Raw genomic sequence first — 14,640 nt, forward strand, 5'->3', positions numbered from 1 at the left:
AGGAGCCAACCATGACACAGTCCGTCCTCGAGCGCCCGCAGACCGCGCAGCCACAAGTCCCCACCCGCTCAGACCTGCCGCCGAACCTCGATGCCTTCGGCGCCGAGCTCGACGCCATCCGCCAGGCCGTCCTCGACGACCTCGGCGAGCGCGACGCCGACTACATCCACCGGATCATCAAGGCCCAGCGTGCGCTGGAGGTCGGCGGGCGCGCGTGTCTGTTCTTCAGCATCATCCCGCCGGCCTGGCTGGCCGGCACCGTCATGCTGGGGCTGTCGAAGATCCTCGACAACATGGAGATCGGCCACAACGTCATGCACGGCCAGTACGACTGGATGGGCGAACCGGCGTTGTACGGCAAGCACTTCGAGTGGGACACCGCCTGCCCGGCCGATCAGTGGCGGCACTCGCACAACTACATGCACCACACCTACACCAACATCGTCGGGATGGACCGCGACGTCGGCTACGGCATTCTGCGGATGAGCGAGAAGCAGCCCTGGGAGCCCTACTTCCTGGGCAATCCGTTGTATGCCTTCCTGCTGATGGTGCTGTTCCAGTACGGGGTGGCGGTCCACGAACTGGAGGCCGAGCGCATCCGCGCCGGCGAGATCGGCGTCGCCGACAAACGCGAAATGCTGCGGGAGACCTGGCAGAAGGTGCGACGCCAAACCCTCAAGGACTACGTGGCATTCCCGCTGCTGGCCGGGCCGTTCGCGCCGCTGGTGTTCGCCGGCAACCTGACCGCCAACCTGATGCGCAACGTATGGGCCTACACCATCATCTTCTGCGGCCACTTCCCGGACGGCACGAGTGAGTTCACCATCGAGGAGACCGAGAACGAGTCGCGCGGGATGTGGTATTACCGCCAGATCCTCGGTTCGGCGAATTTGAGCGGCGGCAAGTGGTTTCACATCCTGACCGGCAACCTGTCGTTCCAGGTGGAGCACCACCTGTTCCCCGACCTGCCGGCGCATCGCTATGCCGAGATTGCGCCGCAGGTGCGCGAGATCTGCGAGCGCTACGGCGTCCCGTACAACACCGGCCCGCTGCTCAAGCAGTTCGGCAGCGTGGTCCGCAAGATCTGCAAGCTGGCACTGCCTTGGACGTAGGAGGCCGTGACCGGCTACTCGACGCCGACGGTGACCTCGGTCGACTTGATGAACACCGTCGCCGGCTTGCCGACCTTGAGGTCGAGGTCGAGGGCGGCGTCGCGGGTGACCGACGAGGTGATCACCTGCTCGCCGCCGTCGAGCCGGATCTTGACCACAGCCATCACCGCGCCGATGTCGACGTCGGCGATGGTTCCGGTGAGTTGATTGCGCGTTGAGAGTTGCATGGCGGTCCTCTTCGATTCTCCGATGCGCCTGACGGATCAACGGTAGATCAGCACCGGGGGCCAAGCAGCGCAATCGAGGCATCGACCGCGGGCTCGACGATGGCACCGATGTCGGCGCCGTCCTCGACGGCCAGCGCGGTCAACTCCCGCAGGCCGCCCAGCAGGATCACCGCCAGCGCCGGGCTCAGCGGCGGCAGTTCGGCCCGCTGGAACCCCGGGCTGCCGCTGAGCTCGATCAGCAGGTTCGACATCAGATCCAGGCCGCGCCGCTGGGCCGGTCGCGCCACCTCACCCAGCGCCGGCAGCTCCCGGATCCAGCTCAGCGTGATCGCCGGCCGGGACCGGATCTGGGCGACGTAGGCCCCCACCGCCTGGCGGATCTGTTCCTGCCAATCGGCCTGCGGATCGACCGCGGCGCGAATCCGTTGCGCCAGCGCCTCGTTGTCGGCGCGCAACAGCTCAAGGAAGCACTCCTCCTTGCTGGCGAAGCGGTCATAGAAGGTGCGCTTGGAGGTGCGCGCCGCGCGCACGATGTCGGCGACGGTGCTGGCCCGGTAGCCCCGTTCGGCGATCGCCTCCGCCAGGCCGTCGAGCAGGCGCTGCCGAAACGGGTCGGCGTCCTGCGCCGCCTCGCCGCCGGCTACCAGCACCGTCATCGCCGTTCCTTCCACCCGCAGGCCCTTGCCAGCCATTGGTACTTAAGGGTACCGTTTCCCACAAGCATCTGGTACGCACCGGTACCACAACTCGCGTCGGGAGGCGCCCCATGACCCAGACCGCCGTCGGCAACAGCACTGCAACCACGGACGCGCCCGCGATCAACCTCCCCCCGGGCCCCCGAGTTCCCAAGGTGCTCTCGGTGCTGCTGTTCAGCCTGGCCCGGCGGCAGGTGGTGCAGCACCTGACCCGCCGCTACGGCCCCGCCTTCACCGTCACCAGTCCCATCTTCGGGACGACGGTCTTCGTCACCGAACCCGACTTGGCCAAGCAGGTGTTCCTCGCCAACCCCGACGAGCTGGGCAACATCCAGCCCAACCTGTCCCGGATCCTCGGACCCGGTTCGGTGTTCGCCCTCGACGGCGCCGAGCACCGCCGCCGCCGTAACCTGCTGAGTCCGCCGTTCCACGGCAAGAGCATCCGGGCCTACGAACAGATCATCGTCGAGGAGACCCTGCGCGAGATCAACGACTGGCCGATCGGCAAGCCCTTCGAAACGCTGCTGCCGATGAACCGGATCACCCTGAACGTGATCCTGCGGGCGATCTTCGGCGCCGAAGGCGCCGAACTGGACAAACTGCGGGCCGAACTGCCGAAGTGGGTGACGCTGGGCTCGCGGCTGGTGGCGCTGCCCATGCCGACCCGCACCTACGGGCGGTTCACCCCGTGGGGTCGGCTGGCCGCCTGGCGCGACGAGTACGAAGCCGTCCTGGACAAGCTGATCGCCGACGTGCGTGCCGACCCGAACTTCGCCAACCGCACCGATGTGCTGACCCTGCTGCTGTCCAGCACCTACGACGACGGCGCCGCGATGACCCGCCAGGAGATCGGCGACGAACTGCTCACCCTGCTGGCGGCCGGGCATGAGACCACCGCGTCGACGATGGCCTGGGTCTTCGAGCGGCTGAGCCGCTACCCCGACGTGCTCAACGAGTTGGTCGCCGAGGCCGACACCGACGAGAACACGTTGCGCCGCGCCGCAATTCGCGAGGTGCAGCGGGTGCGCACCGTCATCGACTTCGCCGGCCGGCACGTCTATGCGCCCAGCGTCCAGATCGGCGAATGGGTGATTCCCCGCGGCTACGGGGTGATCGTCGGCATCAATCAGATCCACCAGAACCCCGCCGTCTTCGAGGACCCGGACCGCTTCGACCCCAAGCGCTACCTCGACGGCAACCCCTCGGCGTTCGAGTGGCTGCCCTATGGCGGCGGCAGCCGGCGCTGCCCGGGCTCGGCGTTCGCCAACCTGGAGATGGACGTGGTGTTGCGAACGGTGTTGCGGCACTTGACTATCGAGCCGACCACCGCGCCGGGGGAGAAATTCCACTCCCGCGGAGTGGCCTTCACCCCGAAACGGGGCGGGCGAATCACGGTGCGCCGGCGAGGCTGATCAGGCCCACCGCTTAGGATCGGCGGACATGAGCACACCGGAGACGATGACCGCCGCGATCGAGCGCACCATCCCGGTCGCGCACCGGATGGGGGTGCGGATCCTCGAGGCCGGGCCCGGCCATGCGGTGGCCAGCGTGCCGGTCGAGGGCAACGGCAACCATTTCGGCGTCATCTACGCCGGGGTGCAGTTCACCGTCGCCGAGATCCTCGGCGGGGTGATCGCGCTGAGCACGTTCGACGCGGCGAAGTACTTCCCGCTGGTGAAGAACATCGACATCTCGTTCGTCGGGATGGCCCGCTCGGAGCTACGCGCCGAGGCCCGTCTCGACGAGGCGACCATCGCCCGGATCGAAGCCGAGGCCGCCGAACGCGGCAAGGCGGACTTCGAACTGGAAGCCGTGGTCACCGACGCCGAAGGAAAGACCGTCGCCACCACCCGCGGGCTGTATCAACTGCGGGCCCACGGGAAATAAGCCCGCCGACAGCCGCTAAGTCTGGCGTTGCAGCTGCCAGTCCGGCCGGATGTAGTGGCAGGTGTAGCCGTTCGGGTACCGCTCCAGGTAATCCTGGTGCTCGGGCTCGGCCTCCCAGAAGTCACCGGCCGGGCTGACCTCGGTCACCACCTTGCCCGGCCAGCGACCCGAGGCGTCCACGTCGGCGATGGTGTCCAGCGCGATCTGGCGCTGCGAGTCGTCGAGGTAGAAGATCGCCGAACGGTAGCTGGTCCCGACGTCGTTGCCTTGCCGGTTGCGGGTGGTCGGGTCGTGGATGGCGAAGAAGAACTCCAGCAGGCTGCGGTAGTCGGTGGCCGCCGGGTCGTAGACGATCTCGATGGCCTCGGCGTGGCTGCCGTGGTTGCGGTAGGTGGCGTTCGGTACGTCGCCGCCGGTGTAGCCGACTCTGGTGGACACCACGCCGGGTTGCTTGCGGATCAGATCTTGCATGCCCCAGAAGCAGCCGCCGGCCAGGATCGCTCTGCGGTAATCGGTCATGCCCCCGATTATCCCGGCTCAGCCACGGCCCGCCAGCAGATAAGAGCGATAGCTGGTCAGCACCGCACTCGGCTCCCGGCACGGAGCCCCCAGCGCGGTCAACACGGGGAACCGGTCGAACAGGGCCCGCAGGCCCGAGCGGATCTGCATCCGGGCCAGCGGGGCGCCCAGGCAGACGTGCGGGCCGAACCCGAACCCCAGGTGGCCGGTCTGCAGCCGGGCCAGGTCGAGCCGGTCGGGATCGGCGAACACCGCCGGATCCCGGTTGGCGGCGGCCAGCCCGAGCAGGATCGGGGCCCCGGTCTGCACCACACAGTCGCCGATCTCGATCGGCGCGGACGCCACCCGGGAGATCATCTGGGCCGGGCTGATCAGGCGGACCAGTTCATCCACGGCATGCGGGGCGCTGAGCAACCGCTGTTGGCCGGGGTTATCGATCAGCAGCGCCACCGCCCCGGTGAGCACGGCGGTGGTGGTGTCGTGCCCAGCCGACAGCAAGAAGATGGCGTTGTGCAGCAGTTCGTCATCCGAGAGCGGCAGCCCGCTGGTGGCCACCACCGACAGCAGGTCGTGGCCCGGATCGGCGCGGCGCAGCTTCAGCAGGTCGGCGAGCAGCGCCTTCATCGCGGCGGCGGCGTCGTCGGCGGCGGTGAACACCGCCCGCGGCGCGGCCGGTTCCAAGGCGGCGATCAGCGCCATCGACCAGGCTTGCAGATTGTCCAGTTCGCTGTCGGGAACCCCCAGCAGGGTGGCGATCATCCCCAGCGGCAACGGCTTGGCGAACTCGGCCACCAGGTCGAAGCCGCGCCCGTCCAATCCCGCCGCCAACGCCCGGGCGCGGGCGGCGACTTCGGGTTCGAAAGAGGCCAGCGCCCGCGGGGTGAACGCCCGCGACAGCGGAGCCCGCAGCCGGCGGTGATCGTCGCCGGAGCGGTAGAACAGGTTGTGCTCCACATGGGTCAGATACGGCCGCCCCGGATCGAGCTTGCCGCGGTACAGGTTTCGCCGGTCGGTGCCGGCCCGTTCGTCGCGCAGCATCGCCAGCACGTCGGCGTAGCGGGTGAGCACCCACAGCCCCTGGCTGTTGCGGTGCACCGGATCCGCCTCGGCGAACCGGCGCTGATAGGCCAGCGGGTCGGCATGCAGGTCGGGATCGCGGAAGTCGAAGTCGGGCGCATCCATCAGGTGCGTTCCGCGATCCAGGACGCCACCAGGTCGGCGCAGACGGTCCGGCTGTCCGCCGGCTGCTGCAGATAGTGGTCGCCGGGAATGAAATGCAGTTGTTTGTCGGTGCTGGCCAGTGAGTCGTGGATGTGGTGGGCATCGCTGGGGAACACGCCGGTGTCGGCGGTGCTCTGGATCACCAAGGACGGCAGCGTGATCCGGCCCAGGTGCGGGGCGCCCTGGCAGAACGAGGTCTGCAGACTCCACATCGACAGCCAGGTCCGCAGCGTGCAGTGCGCGGCGATGTTGTACGGCGCACGGTTGGCGCGCCGGGGGTCCCCCAGATAGCACTGGTTCAGCGGGCGATCCGATGGGTCGAGCGAGGGGTCCAGGTAGCGCAGGTCGGCCCAGACCCGATGCACCGAGAAGCTGCGGTCGTAGGTCCCGGCAGCCTTCAGCCGCTTCAACTCCGCCTGCGCCCATGCGGTGATCCGGTCATTGCGGTCTCGCTGGGCCTGGCGGTAGCGGGCGATGTACTCCTGGGTGTAGGGCGGGGCGTTGTGTTCGGCGTACATGTCCAGAGCCGGATCGCAGGACAGCGGGTCGGACTCGTCGGTCACCGAGGGGTCGATCCAGGCGGTCAGCACCTCCGGGCGCCCGGCGTGGGCCTGGGTGGACACGTACAGGTCGCCGGGCGGCAGCGCGTTGACCGCGTCGGGCACCGGGCCGCCACCGACTCCTGTGATATGCGGGTCGACGGCTTGGGATTGGTAGGCCGCCATCAGCGAGCCGCCGCCGGAGTTGCCGAGCAGCACCACCACGTCGACGCCGGCCTGCTCGCGCAGCCACGCCACCCCCGCGGCGATGTCGGCCAACGCGTGTTCGAGCAGGAACACCGATTCGCCGCTGCGGAACCGGGTGTTCCAGCCCAGAAAGCCGTAGCCCCGTTCGGCCAGCAGCGGCGCCAGGTAGTGCTCGGCGAAATCCACGTTGTAGTGGCTGGCGATGACCGCCACCTTCGGGGCGACGCCGGCCGGGGTCCAGTACAGTCCCTGCGCCGGGTGGTAACCGGCGGGGTTCACCCCAGCCGATGCCGAAGTGAGCGAGACGAATTCGCGTGTTACCGCCACTGCACAACTCCTTTGGTCAGGTCCTGTCACCGGGCCAGCTCACCGAGCGATACCAGGTGTCGGTGAGCGTTTTGATCGCCGCTTCGTCGTCGAGTTCGCGGCCCGCCACGTCGCCGCCGGCCACCAGCCAGACGTAGGTGAACTGGTTGAGCATCGCGACGATGGCGGAGCCGACCAGTTCCGGGTCCGCGTCGGGTGCATAGCCCTTGCGTTGGGCCATCCGCACCGTCTGCGCCACCCAGTCGATCGCATCGGCGCACATCTCCCGCCAGCGCCGGGCGAACTCGTCATTGATCATCGCCAGCTGAAACACCCCGACCATGACCCCGAGGTGCTCCCGGTAGGTCTCCCAGTGCGCCCGCACCGATTCCTCGATGATCTGCCGCAGGTCCTGGCCCGGGTGCAGCGCCTGCACCGCACGGCTTTTCGCTGACGCCCGGAAGTCCTCGGCCAGCGAGGCCAGCAGGTCCTCCTTGGATTCGAAGTAGTGGTAGAACGAGGCCGGCGAGCGCCGCGCGGTCGAGGTGATGTCGGTGATGGTCGTCTTGAAGAAGCCTTTGCGGGCGATCACCTCGCGGGCGGCCTGCTCCAGGCGGGCCTGGGTGTCGCGGCCGCGCACGGTGGGGCGGGGCACCACCACATCGCCGGGCATCAGGCCGGTTCCGTCTGGTGCAGGCCGGCCACCAACTCGGCCAGCCGCCGTTCCCCGCCGGGTGTCTGGCCGCCGGCGTCCAGGAAGCGTTGCATCCTCGGCAGCGCGGTGCCGCGGCCGAGCACCTGGGCAAACGCCGAGCGTTCCACCGCCAGGCCCGCGTCGAAATCCGGGGCGCACAGGGTGGCTTTGACGGCGGCGATGTCGGCCAGCGGGACGGTGCCGAGACGCGCCAGCAACCGGTCGAGGAACGGCCCGACGTCGCCCGGGTCCAGCGCCCGGTTGACCAGCCCGTAGCGTTCGGCCAGGTCGGCATCGAGATCGTCGTGGGCCAGGATGACCTCCAGCGCCCGGCCGCGGCCCAGCAGCCGACGCAGGTGCTGGGGACCCGAACCGGCCGGGATGACCCCGATCCCGGTCTCGATCTGGTTGAACACTGCCCGGCCGGTGACCGCGAACCGCAGATCGAGGTTCACCAGGAGCTCCATCCCGCCGCCGGCCACCCGCCCGGCGACCACCCCGACGGTGACCTGCTCGAGGGCCCGGAAGGCGCCGACCAACTCCTGGAATGAGCCGACCGCGGCCGCGGGATCCGCAGCGGACGCCTGCAGCAGCGCCAGATCGACGTGGGCGATGAAGAAGTCGGGGTTGGCGCTTTCCAGCACCACCACCCGGACCTGATCGCCCGCCGCGCGCAGCCACTTCACCAGCCGCCACAGATCGCCCATCATGGCGGCGTCCATCAGGTTGATCGCGCCGTGGTCGATGTGCACCCGGGCGATCGGGCCGTCGTGAATGACGTGCAGCGTCGTCAGCGAATCGATGGCCATATGCGGCCGGTTCAGCCGAGGTGGGTGGTGGTCGAGCGTGACGTGACCACCTTGGGGTCGGCCGCGCGCTCGGTGCTGGACAGCAGTGCGCGGGCCCGCTCCGGGTCGCGTTCGAAACCGGGTGTGTCCCGGCACAACTCGACCATGATGCCGTTGGGGTCCAGGTAGTACAGCGAGTGGCACCAGCCGTGGTCGACGTCCATCAACGCCTTGACCCCGGCGGCGTCCATCCGGGTCCGGACCTCGTTCTGCTTCTCCTCGGTGGCCCGGAAGGCCACGTGGTTCACCCACACCGGCAGGCCATTCGGGCGGGACAACGAGCTGGACCAGTCGGGTTTCTCCCCGACGCCGTGCAGGTCGAAGAACGCGATGCACGAGCCGTCGCCGAGGTCGTAGAACACGTGCCGGAAAAAGCCGTCCTGTAGGTGTTCGACCTCGGTGTGGACCAGCGGGAACCCCAGCAGGTCCTCGTAGAAGTGATGCGTCGCCTCCAGATCGGCGCAGGCGTAGGCCGCGTGGTGCAGGCCGACGGCCGGTTTGCTGGGCATCACCGCAATCTCCTTCGGGCCGGGGACCGGTCCGGGTCACCGTAACACCGATTCGAATATAAACCCAGATTCGAATCCGAGACCCCTCGACAACGTCGCTAGAACGTGTTCTAGTTCTTGGCATGACGAACCCGCAGTTCAGCCGCGCGGAGCTCGCGGCAGCCTTCGAGACCTTCGAGCAGACCGTCGCCCGCGCCGCCGAGACCAAGGACTGGGATGCCTGGGTGGGGCACTACACCCCCGACGTCACCTACGTCGAACACGCCATGGGCACCATGCACGGCCGCGAGGAGGTGCGCCGCTGGATCCGCAAGACGATGTCGACGTTCCCGGGCAGCTACATGACCGAGTTCCCGGCGCTGTGGTCGGTGATCGACGAGGACGGCGGGCGGATCATCTGCGAACTGGACAACCCGATGCGCGACCCCGGCGACGGCACCATCATCAGCGCCACCAACATCTCGATCATCACCTACGCCGGCGATGGCCTGTGGAGCCGTCAGGAGGACATCTACAACCCGTTGCGCTTCGTCGCCGCGACCCTGAAGTGGTGCCGCAAGGCCCAAGAACTCGGCACCCTTGATGACGAGGCGGCGGCCTGGATGCAGCAGTTCGGGGGTACTGCGTGAACAGCAAGGCCAAGCTCGTCATCGGCGCCAACGGGTTCCTGGGGTCGCACGTCACCCGCCGGCTCGTCGATGCCGGTGAAGAGGTGCGGGTCATGGTGCGGCCGGGCGCCAACACCGTCGGGATCGACGACCTCGACGTCACCCGCTTCCACGGCGACGTCTTCGATTCCGCCACCGTGGCCGAGGCGATGACCGGCTGCGACGACGTCTACTACTGCGTCGTGGACACCCGGGCCTGGCTCCGGGACCCGAGCCCGCTGTTTCGCACCAACGTCGAGGGCACCCGCAACGTCCTGGACGTCGCTAAAGACGCCGGCCTGCGCCGGTTCGTGTTCACCAGCAGCTATGTGACCGTCGGCCGCCGCCGCGGCCACGTCGCCACCGAGGCCGACCCGATCAACCGCCGCCGCCTCACCCCCTACGTGCAGTCCCGGGTGCAGGCCGAAGACCTGGTGCTGCGTTATGCGGCCGAGGCCGGCCTGCCGGCGGTGGCGATGTGCGTGTCGAGCACCTACGGCGACGGCGACTGGGGCCGCACCCCGCACGGGGCATTCATCGCCGGCGCCGTCTACGGCAAGCTGCCGTTTGTGATGGACGGCATCCGGCTGGAGGCCGTCGGGGTCGACGATGCGGCGCAGGCACTGATCCTGGCCGCCGAACACGGCCGGAACGGGGAGCGCTATCTGATTTCCGAGCGCATGATCACCAACGCCGAGATCATCGCGATCGCGGCCGACGAGGCCGGGGTGCCGCCGCCGGCGCGGTCGATCCCGGTGCCGATGCTCTATGCGCTGGGGGCGCTGGGCACGCTGAAGGCCCGGCTGGGCGGCAAGGACGCCGAGCTGTCGCTGAAATCGGTGCGGATGATGCGCGCGGAGTCCGAACTCGACCATTCCAAGGCGGTGCGCGAACTGGGCTGGCAGCCACGACCGGTCGAGGAATCGATCCGGGAGGCGGCGCGTTTCTGGATGAAACTGCGCGACGCCAGGAAGCATGCGGACAAGCGAGGCACCCCAGCATGAACAATCGACCGGTTCTCACCCCGACCGCCGAATACCCGATCACCGTGACCCCGACCGGCCGGCACGTCACGGTGCGCATCGGCGGCGAAGTCATCGCCGATACCAACGATGCGCTCACCCTGCAGGAAGCAAATCATGCTGCGGTGCAATATATTCCGCTGGCTGACGTCCGGCGCGAGCTGTTGACCCGGACCGAGACGACCAGTTACTGCCCGTTCAAGGGCGACGCCGCTTACTACACGGTGACCACCGCGGCCGGCCAGACCGTCACCGATGCGATCTGGACCTACGAGCAGCCGTTTCCCGCGGTCGCCGCGATCGCCGGGCACGTCGCGTTCTACCCGGACAAGGCCGAGATCAGCGTCGCTGCAACCTAAATCCCCAGCACCTCAGCGGCGAATCGTGTCTCGGTGTACTCACGCACCGACACAATCCGGCCGTCGTGGGTGTCGACGATGAACACCAGCGGGCTGTCGTAATGGGAGCCGTCGGCGGTGGTGCAGTCACCGTGCGCCTCGATCACCACCGTTTCGCCCTCATTGATGCAGCGGGTCAGCTCGAGAGTGATCCGCAGGCCGTGGCGGCGCTCCTCCACTTGCTGGCGCAAGGCGCCTGCGTCGATCGCCTCGCGGGTCAGGATGCTCCAGTAGGTGAAGTCCTCGCTGACCAGAGTGAAAATGTCGTCCAGGTCGTCGTCGCCAGAGATGCCCTGTAGGAACATCCACGCCAATTCCGCCTGCGGATCGTCGAACGGGGTGGCCACTTCCTCATGGTGGCGCGGCGACGGGATGCGGTCAACGTGCAAACGGCGGTCCTAGGATCACGTCATCAACAGTTCGCTTTGCCGTACCGTCACCTTCCCCGGGCCGGCCAGCCCCGCGCTGACCTTGTCGCCGCTGCGCCGCGGTCCCGGCGATCCCTGCTTGCAGATCATTGACGGCGTCATCTGGCGGACCAGCCTGATGCCCAGTGGGCCGGTGACCGCGCGGATCACCCAGGCGGCGCCGGCGGTGGTGGACTGCGCGGCGTGGGGCGCCGGCGCCGCCGAGTTCCTCGACGGCGTGCCGGGACTGCTGGGCGCCGACGACGACGTCTCGGACTTCGCGCCGACCGAACCGACGGTGGCCGCCGCGCACCGGCGCCTGCCACACCTTCGACTGGGCCGCACCCACCGGGTGCTCGAAGCGCTCATCCCGGCCGTGCTCGAGCAGCGGGTGCCGGGTGTTGATGCGTTCCGGGCCTGGCGGGTGCTGGTCAGCGAGTTCGGTGCCCCGGCGCCGGGACCGGCGCCGGCGCGGATGCGGGTGCCGCCACCGGCCGAGGTGTGGCGAACCATTCCGTCGTGGAAGTTCCACCGCGCCAACGTCGATGGTGGCCGGGCCCGCACCGTCGTGCGCTGCGCGCAGCGGGCGGGATCGCTGGAACGACTGGTGAACCGTCCGGCAGCCGAGGCCCGGGCGGCGCTGATGTCGCTGCCCGGCGTCGGGGTGTGGACTGCGGCCGAGACGGCGCAGCGTGCCTTCGGCGATGCCGACGCGCTGTCGGTCGGCGACTACCACATCGCGAAGATGATCGGCTGGACGCTCCTGGGCCATCCGATCGACGACGACGCCATGATCGACCTGCTGGAACCGATGCGACCGCACCGGCACCGGGTGGTGCGGTTGCTGATCGAAAGCGGGCTGGCCGTCGAGCCGCGGCGCGGCCCACGGCTGGCGGTGCAGCGCATCAGCTCGCTGTGAACGGCTGTTCGGGGAAGGCCGTGCTCGCGGCGCCGGCGAAGCGGCCCGAGTCGAGCGCCTCGAGCAGTTGGGCCGATAGCCACTCGATTACGGCGCGGTCGCGCGGCAGCAGCGCCTGCTCGTACCCGATCAGCAGGTACATGCCCCAACTGGCGAACAGGTGGGCCGGACGCTCCTCTCGCAGGACCTGCAGCGCCGACTCGTACATGATGTTGAAGCGTTGCCGGTCCACCTCGGCCTGCACGGCGTGCACCGTCGGATCCGCCCAGCTCCACGCCCGGATCGCGGCCTCGGCTCCGTGCGGCAGTGCCAGGCCGATCTGGATCAGGCTGTCGAGCCGTTCGCGGGGGTCCGGCAGGGCCCGTACGAACTCCACGTGCTGGACGGTGCGCTCCTCCAGCCAGTGTTGTACCAGGTCACGGGTGTACACCGGCCAGCTGGTGAAGTAGTGGTAGAACGAGCCCGTCGTCACCCCGAGTCGGTTGCACACCTCGGCCAGCTTGAGACCGCCGTAGCCCAGTTCGGACAGCACATCGAGACCTGTCTCGAAATATGCCTGCCGGGAAAGGACCGCGCCCATAAGTCGACTTTAGTTCGCTGGATCCCCCGTGGGAACGTATCGGGGGATACAGAAGTGAATGATCGTAATGGGGAATTTACCGACGAGTAACGGGTGCGGTGACAGAATCTACATCGTGCAGGAAGCGGCGTTTCACCGGCTCGGGCGCCCGCGTGGCGCGCGATCAAACGTGACCCGGGAACGCATCGTGATCGCGGCCAGCGGGGTCTTCGGGGAGTTCGGCTACCACGCGACGACATTTCAGGCGGTTGCTGCCCGCGCGCATCTGACCCGGCCGGCGATCAACCACTATTTCGCGAGCAAGCAACTGCTCTACCAGGCGGTGCTGAACCGCAACGAGTCGATCCTCGACCACGCCGTGGAGCGGGCGCGCACCGAGCACGGTCTGATCGCCCGGCTGTCGTCGGTCATCTATGCGTTTGCCCAACTCGGCGAAGAAGACCGCACCGCCGCGGCCTTCGCCGTCACCGCGGTGCTCGACGCCCAACGAGACCCGCAGCTGCGGGTGTTGGTCGGTGACCTGCAGGGCCCCACCCGGCGGTTCCTCACCGAGACGCTGACCGAGGCCATCGACCGGGGGGAACTCGCCACCGCGGCGACGGTCGGCGACCTGACGGAGACGCTGTTGGCGCTGCTGTGGGGACTCGGGTTCTACATGGCCGCGGTCGGCGACCGTGACGAGTCAGCCGCGGTGATCGCCAACATGCAGGCGCTGCTGGCGAATCGACTCTGGCAGCTGCATCAGCCGGGCCCGCCGGTTGCCGCCGAAAGCAGTGAATAGCTCGCCTAACTTTTTCGGTAGCATGGCTTGCGACAGCCACGGCAAGCAAGCGAGGTAACCGATGAGTTCACTGCGTACCCATGACGACACCTGGGACATCGCCACCAGCGTCGGTTCGACGGCGGTGATGGTGGCCGCAGCCCGCGCGGTCGAGACCGACAGCCCCGAGGCGCTGATCTCCGATCCCTACGCCAAACTTCTGGTCGCCAACGCCGGCACCGGCGTATGGGAGACACTGCTCAACGAAGCGCTGATCGACAAGTTAGAGTCCGTCGACCCCGAGATCGCCGCGGTGTATCACCACATGCGCAACTATCAGGCGGTCCGCACCCACTTCTTCGACGCCTACTTCGCCGCGGCGGTCGACGCCGGTATCCGCCAGGTGGTGATCCTGGCCTCCGGGCTGGACTCCCGGGCCTACCGGCTGGACTGGCCCGCCGGCACTACCGTCTATGAGATCGACCAGCCGAAGGTCCTGGCCTACAAGGAGACGACGCTGGCGGCCCACGACGTGACGCCGTCGGTGCCGCGCCGCGCGGTGGCGATCGACCTGCGCCAGGACTGGCCCACCGCGCTGATCGGCGCCGGCTTCGACCCGGCGGCCCCGACGGCGTGGCTGGCCGAGGGGCTGCTGATGTACCTGCCGGCCGACGGCCAGGACCGGTTGTTCGAGCAGATCACCGCGCTGAGCGCCCCGGGCAGCCGGATCGCGGCGGAGACCGCGGCCAACCACGCCGACGAGCGGCGCCAGGAGATGTCGGAGCGGTTCAAAAAGGTCGCAGAGCAGATCGGCCTGGAGCAGACCGTGGACGTGCAGGATCTGATCTACCACGACGAGAACCGGGCGGCGGTGTCGGAATGGCTCAACGGGCACGGGTGGCGTGCCACCGCGCAGCACTCCACCGACGAGATGCGCCGCCTGAACCGCTGGGTGAACGTGCCGATGGGCGACGACGCGCAAGCGTTCGCGGAGTTCGTCACCGCGGTGCGCAGCTAACCGCCGGGGCTGATTCGGCGGTTCAGCGTCGCCTCTCCTTCGTCGAGGCTCGCTGATATAGGTCGAGGTAGGTCCTTCACAAACGCCTCCGGAGGTGTCAGGAAGGGATCTGTAAGTGATTCCTT

Annotated in this window: 19 protein-coding genes; 9 read left to right on the top strand and 10 right to left on the bottom strand. The window is 68.3% G+C overall.

Annotation, left to right across the window (positions count from 1 at the left end):
* The first annotated feature begins 11 nt into the window (after nucleotides 1-11).
* The gene (locus A5694_RS21540) at nucleotides 12-1,112 is read left to right on the top strand and encodes a fatty acid desaturase family protein (protein WP_234786504.1); all 1,101 of its coding nucleotides are present in this window, start codon (nucleotides 12-14) and stop codon (nucleotides 1,110-1,112) included.
* A 14-nt stretch (nucleotides 1,113-1,126) separates the two neighbouring features.
* Here A5694_RS21540 and A5694_RS21545 read toward each other — a convergent pair whose 3' ends face one another.
* Both A5694_RS21545 and A5694_RS21550 read right to left on the bottom strand, forming a co-directional pair.
* Nucleotides 1,127-1,339, bottom strand: a complete 213-nt coding sequence (locus tag A5694_RS21545; RefSeq protein ID WP_064924335.1) for a TOBE domain-containing protein — start codon at nucleotides 1,337-1,339, stop codon at nucleotides 1,127-1,129.
* Between the two features lie 47 nt (nucleotides 1,340-1,386).
* On the bottom strand, nucleotides 1,387-1,995 hold the full coding sequence (locus A5694_RS21550; protein ID WP_064924355.1) for a TetR/AcrR family transcriptional regulator: 609 nt from the start codon (nucleotides 1,993-1,995) through the stop codon (nucleotides 1,387-1,389).
* Between the two features lie 110 nt (nucleotides 1,996-2,105).
* Here A5694_RS21550 and A5694_RS21555 point away from each other — a divergent pair, with 110 nt between their 5' ends.
* Both A5694_RS21555 and A5694_RS21560 read left to right on the top strand, forming a co-directional pair.
* Nucleotides 2,106-3,446, top strand: coding sequence for a cytochrome P450 (locus tag A5694_RS21555; RefSeq protein WP_064924336.1), 1,341 nt, complete (start codon nucleotides 2,106-2,108; stop codon nucleotides 3,444-3,446).
* A gap of 28 nt (nucleotides 3,447-3,474) precedes the next feature.
* Complete coding sequence (locus tag A5694_RS21560; RefSeq protein WP_064924337.1) at nucleotides 3,475-3,921, top strand: PaaI family thioesterase; 447 nt, start codon at nucleotides 3,475-3,477, stop codon at nucleotides 3,919-3,921.
* Nucleotides 3,922-3,936: 15 nt separating this feature from the next.
* Here A5694_RS21560 and msrA read toward each other — a convergent pair whose 3' ends face one another.
* Genes msrA through A5694_RS21590 form a run of 6 tightly spaced genes read right to left on the bottom strand, consistent with a single transcriptional unit; the run spans nucleotide 3,937 to nucleotide 8,764 of the window.
* Nucleotides 3,937-4,440, bottom strand: coding sequence for a peptide-methionine (S)-S-oxide reductase MsrA (msrA, locus tag A5694_RS21565; protein WP_064924338.1), 504 nt, complete (start codon nucleotides 4,438-4,440; stop codon nucleotides 3,937-3,939).
* Nucleotides 4,441-4,458: 18 nt separating this feature from the next.
* Nucleotides 4,459-5,622 carry a cytochrome P450 gene (locus A5694_RS21570; protein WP_064924339.1) on the bottom strand — a complete coding sequence of 388 codons (1,164 nt, stop codon included), beginning with the start codon at nucleotides 5,620-5,622 and terminating at the stop codon, nucleotides 4,459-4,461.
* A complete protein-coding gene (locus A5694_RS21575) occupies nucleotides 5,622-6,764 on the bottom strand; it encodes a hypothetical protein (RefSeq protein WP_064924340.1) in 1,143 nt (380 codons plus the stop codon). Before A5694_RS21575 ends, A5694_RS21570 begins: the two co-directional genes overlap by 1 nt.
* On the bottom strand, nucleotides 6,751-7,386 hold the full coding sequence (locus tag A5694_RS21580) for a TetR/AcrR family transcriptional regulator (protein ID WP_082952795.1): 636 nt from the start codon (nucleotides 7,384-7,386) through the stop codon (nucleotides 6,751-6,753). Before A5694_RS21580 ends, A5694_RS21575 begins: the two co-directional genes overlap by 14 nt.
* Nucleotides 7,386-8,216, bottom strand: coding sequence for an enoyl-CoA hydratase/isomerase family protein (locus A5694_RS21585; protein ID WP_064924341.1), 831 nt, complete (start codon nucleotides 8,214-8,216; stop codon nucleotides 7,386-7,388). Before A5694_RS21585 ends, A5694_RS21580 begins: the two co-directional genes overlap by 1 nt.
* Before the next feature lie 11 nt (nucleotides 8,217-8,227).
* The gene (locus tag A5694_RS21590) at nucleotides 8,228-8,764 is read right to left on the bottom strand and encodes a VOC family protein (protein WP_064924342.1); all 537 of its coding nucleotides are present in this window, start codon (nucleotides 8,762-8,764) and stop codon (nucleotides 8,228-8,230) included.
* Nucleotides 8,765-8,886: 122 nt separating this feature from the next.
* On the opposite strand from A5694_RS21590, the gene A5694_RS21595 reads away from it, so the two are divergent.
* The 3 genes from A5694_RS21595 to A5694_RS21605 are packed head-to-tail and all read left to right on the top strand — an operon-like array spanning nucleotide 8,887 to nucleotide 10,792.
* Nucleotides 8,887-9,393 (top strand): nuclear transport factor 2 family protein, encoded by a 507-nt coding sequence (locus A5694_RS21595; protein WP_064924343.1) that lies wholly within the window; start codon nucleotides 8,887-8,889, stop codon nucleotides 9,391-9,393.
* On the top strand, nucleotides 9,390-10,415 hold the full coding sequence (locus A5694_RS21600) for an NAD-dependent epimerase/dehydratase family protein (RefSeq protein ID WP_064924344.1): 1,026 nt from the start codon (nucleotides 9,390-9,392) through the stop codon (nucleotides 10,413-10,415). The genes A5694_RS21595 and A5694_RS21600 overlap by 4 nt, the downstream gene beginning before the upstream one ends.
* Entirely contained in the window at nucleotides 10,412-10,792 is a 381-nt protein-coding gene (locus tag A5694_RS21605; RefSeq protein WP_064924345.1) for a DUF427 domain-containing protein, read from the top strand. Before A5694_RS21600 ends, A5694_RS21605 begins: the two co-directional genes overlap by 4 nt.
* Here the strand turns inward: A5694_RS21605 and A5694_RS21610 are convergent.
* Entirely contained in the window at nucleotides 10,789-11,178 is a 390-nt protein-coding gene (locus A5694_RS21610; protein ID WP_064924346.1) for a nuclear transport factor 2 family protein, read from the bottom strand. The two genes, A5694_RS21605 and A5694_RS21610, sit on opposite strands and share 4 nt — an antisense overlap.
* 64 nt (nucleotides 11,179-11,242) lie before the next feature.
* Between A5694_RS21610 and A5694_RS21615 the strand changes: the two genes are divergently transcribed.
* Complete coding sequence (locus A5694_RS21615; protein WP_064924347.1) at nucleotides 11,243-12,157, top strand: DNA-3-methyladenine glycosylase family protein; 915 nt, start codon at nucleotides 11,243-11,245, stop codon at nucleotides 12,155-12,157.
* Here the strand turns inward: A5694_RS21615 and A5694_RS21620 are convergent.
* Nucleotides 12,144-12,737: a TetR/AcrR family transcriptional regulator gene (locus A5694_RS21620; protein ID WP_064924348.1), complete on the bottom strand. Its 594-nt coding sequence runs from the start codon at nucleotides 12,735-12,737 to the stop codon at nucleotides 12,144-12,146. The two genes, A5694_RS21615 and A5694_RS21620, sit on opposite strands and share 14 nt — an antisense overlap.
* A 115-nt stretch (nucleotides 12,738-12,852) precedes the next feature.
* Between A5694_RS21620 and A5694_RS21625 the strand changes: the two genes are divergently transcribed.
* Together A5694_RS21625 and A5694_RS21630 are read left to right on the top strand one after the other, a co-directional pair.
* Nucleotides 12,853-13,518, top strand: a complete 666-nt coding sequence (locus tag A5694_RS21625) for a TetR/AcrR family transcriptional regulator (protein WP_064924349.1) — start codon at nucleotides 12,853-12,855, stop codon at nucleotides 13,516-13,518.
* A 70-nt stretch (nucleotides 13,519-13,588) separates the two neighbouring features.
* Entirely contained in the window at nucleotides 13,589-14,515 is a 927-nt protein-coding gene (locus tag A5694_RS21630; RefSeq protein WP_419179724.1) for a class I SAM-dependent methyltransferase, read from the top strand.
* The last annotated feature ends 125 nt before the right edge of the window (nucleotides 14,516-14,640 follow it).

Source organism: Mycolicibacter sinensis (genome assembly GCF_001667945.1).
GTDB lineage: Bacteria > Actinomycetota > Actinomycetes > Mycobacteriales > Mycobacteriaceae > Mycobacterium > Mycobacterium sinense_B.